This window comes from Chryseobacterium vrystaatense (assembly GCF_000737765.1).
GTDB classification, from domain to species: domain Bacteria; phylum Bacteroidota; class Bacteroidia; order Flavobacteriales; family Weeksellaceae; genus Chryseobacterium; species Chryseobacterium vrystaatense.
In genome coordinates, this window is sequence record NZ_JPRI01000017.1 from 1 (window position 1) to 2,415 (window position 2,415).

Below are 2,415 nucleotides of genomic sequence, written 5' to 3' on the forward strand. Positions count from 1 at the left end.
AACAAAAGAAAAAATGGGAATGGAAATATTTGAATACATTGAAATCTGGTACAATAAAAAAAGACGTCACAGTACCCTAAATTACAAAACAATAGAAGAATTTAATAATCAAAACGAAATTTATCAAAATGTAGCTTAACTTATACTGGAAATTTTATTTGCATATCCACCCTTCCGCAAATCACATTAAATGCAACTCCTTCAGTCTACCAATCCGGAGCTGCATTTTTATGGACCGCTTCTAACGGATGGGTGATTGTTTCAGGAGCTAATACTTTAACCCCGACGGTCAATAATAGCGGAACTTATATGCTTACGATTACTGGTACAGGCTATTCTGGGAAAACCGGATTACTAAAAAGCCTGTTGAAATATCTGGATGGGTCTTATTAAAAAACAGAGACTAAAATATATCATCTGTCGGTCATCATTTTGCCGGCAGTTTTTGTTGACATTCTCAGTATCCAAGATGCTCTGCTAACTACTATTTCAAAAAGCAATGAGTGATATTAACGATATTTAAACAAAAAGGTTTATCTTTGCATTCACTTTATTCATGGGGTTGACTGGTTTCGACAGCAAGATCAATGGGTAAGTAAGCATGCAGAGAACCGTAGCGCGATCTCTTTAATCCCTTGCTACACAACTTTAACTGGCAACGAAGAGTTCGCTCTTGCAGCTTAATCCGAATAAAGTAAGATTCAAGCGCTTTCCTGAAGATAGTAAGGAAGCAAGATATCTCACAAATGCTCCGTTCTACGGCGTTTGATCCTGAGATATAGGAATGTAGAAATAAGGTTTCAGATGCTTTGGCTGAAACTCGAAAACTTCAGAAGATAAGCTGGATGTTGGGTGTCTGCCCTCTGCCTTCAGTCGAAAATCAATGGTAGAATAAGCATGTAGAAGTCTTATGTATTGCTTGTTTGGACGAGGGTTCGAATCCCTCCAACTCCACTTTTTAAACTAAAGAGAATTTGTAAATTATTGAATTTTAAATAATTACATTTTCTCTTTTTTGTTTTGGGCCCGAAAATGTTCCCAATATTTAGTAGCTTCATCATTTTAGAGAACGATACACTACTACAAATATATGAGATTTAAACTCATTATTGAGTTCTCAAAGTAAGATTTCTAGCTGATCTTAAAATCAAAATCAACAAATTCATTTTTAGGTAAAACAGTATCTGCAAATCTTAAAAATTCGGCTTTTAAACTACTATTTTCATCAGGCACATTACTCTTGATAAACTCAATAAATTCTTCGCTTGAAGCAAATAACATGAAAATAAATCCATTAATTTTCATTTTTTTACTCCCTCTCTTTTCCTTTTCAATTATTTCAAGTAGAAATTCGTCTGGAAATCGTTTTATCACCTTTTTAAAGATTTCAATTGCTTGTGGTAAGATAATTTCTATATCTTTCCACGTATTATATTCTATCTTTTCATTCCCCTTTAAAACAGTCCTCCAAAAAGCCTCAAAAATATTATTATCCCAATATTCCATTTTCTCAGCAATTCTTTGAAGGAAATCAATTAAGAAATTTTCCAACTCATTCTTTGAAAAAATGAGATTTTGTGAGTCAATGTAAATATTTTCGCATATATATTTGCAGAAATTCATTTCAAAAATAAAAGGATATGTGCCATTTAGTAATAATTCTTTTATAAAATTTTTAAATTCTGTAGTTTGTCCTTTATAGTATTTATTAACCTTTTCATCTATTCTATCAAATATACAAGAATGTAAATAATTATAGTCTACTTGAAAATACCTTAAATCTTCACGCTCTGACTTATTGATATTTAAGAAAAATAAAATTCTAATATAGTTTTCAAAATTTATTTTTTCCTTAAATTCTATAGGATTTGTATGAAATAAATGAGGTAAAATACTAAATAGCTTACCTTCATTTTCCCATTTTTTAATATAATCGATAAGAACATTGAAAGATGAATTAACTGCATTCTTATATTCTCTATTTGAAATCTCAGAATTACTTAGCTCATCTTTAAAATATTTGAGGTAGTTATGATTAAATCCAATTGACAGACGATTATCTGGCGCCTCTAAAAATAGTAATTTAAACAAAATCTGTAGCTTGTGTAATTGCTCTTCATTATACACATTTTTATTTACTAAATACTCTTCAAGTAATGAATCTTTGAATTCATAAGATGCACTTCTTTTCTTCGTTATTAAACCTATCCTAACAATTCCATTATTTAGCACATAATCATTGGTACTGGATATGCAAATAAAATTTCCAGTATAAGTTAAGCTACATTTTGATAAATTTCGTTTTGATTATTAAATTCTTCTATTGTTTTGTAATTTAGGGTACTGTGACGTCTTTTTTTATTGTACCAGATTTCAATGTATTCAAATATTTCCATTCCCATTTTTTCTTTTGTT

Annotated in this window: 3 protein-coding genes and 1 other RNA gene; 2 read left to right on the plus strand and 2 right to left on the minus strand. The window is 30.2% G+C overall.

Annotated features, from left to right (window positions below):
- Positions 1 to 13 precede the first annotated feature (13 nt).
- Both IW16_RS26820 and ssrA read left to right on the plus strand, forming a co-directional pair.
- Positions 14 to 139 carry an IS3 family transposase gene (locus tag IW16_RS26820; protein WP_394332457.1) on the plus strand — a complete coding sequence of 42 codons (126 nt, stop codon included), beginning with the start codon at positions 14 to 16 and terminating at the stop codon, positions 137 to 139.
- Positions 140 to 558: 419 nt separating this feature from the next.
- Positions 559 to 957, plus strand: a transfer-messenger RNA (tmRNA) gene (ssrA, locus tag IW16_RS26235).
- Positions 958 to 1,131: 174 nt separating this feature from the next.
- Here ssrA and IW16_RS25480 read toward each other — a convergent pair.
- Together IW16_RS25480 and IW16_RS26825 are read right to left on the minus strand one after the other, a co-directional pair.
- Entirely contained in the window at positions 1,132 to 2,232 is a 1,101-nt protein-coding gene (locus tag IW16_RS25480; RefSeq protein ID WP_034751741.1) for a hypothetical protein, read from the minus strand.
- Positions 2,233 to 2,276: 44 nt separating this feature from the next.
- Positions 2,277 to 2,402, minus strand: coding sequence for an IS3 family transposase (locus IW16_RS26825; RefSeq protein ID WP_394332457.1), 126 nt, complete (start codon positions 2,400 to 2,402; stop codon positions 2,277 to 2,279).
- Positions 2,403 to 2,415: the final 13 nt, after the last annotated feature.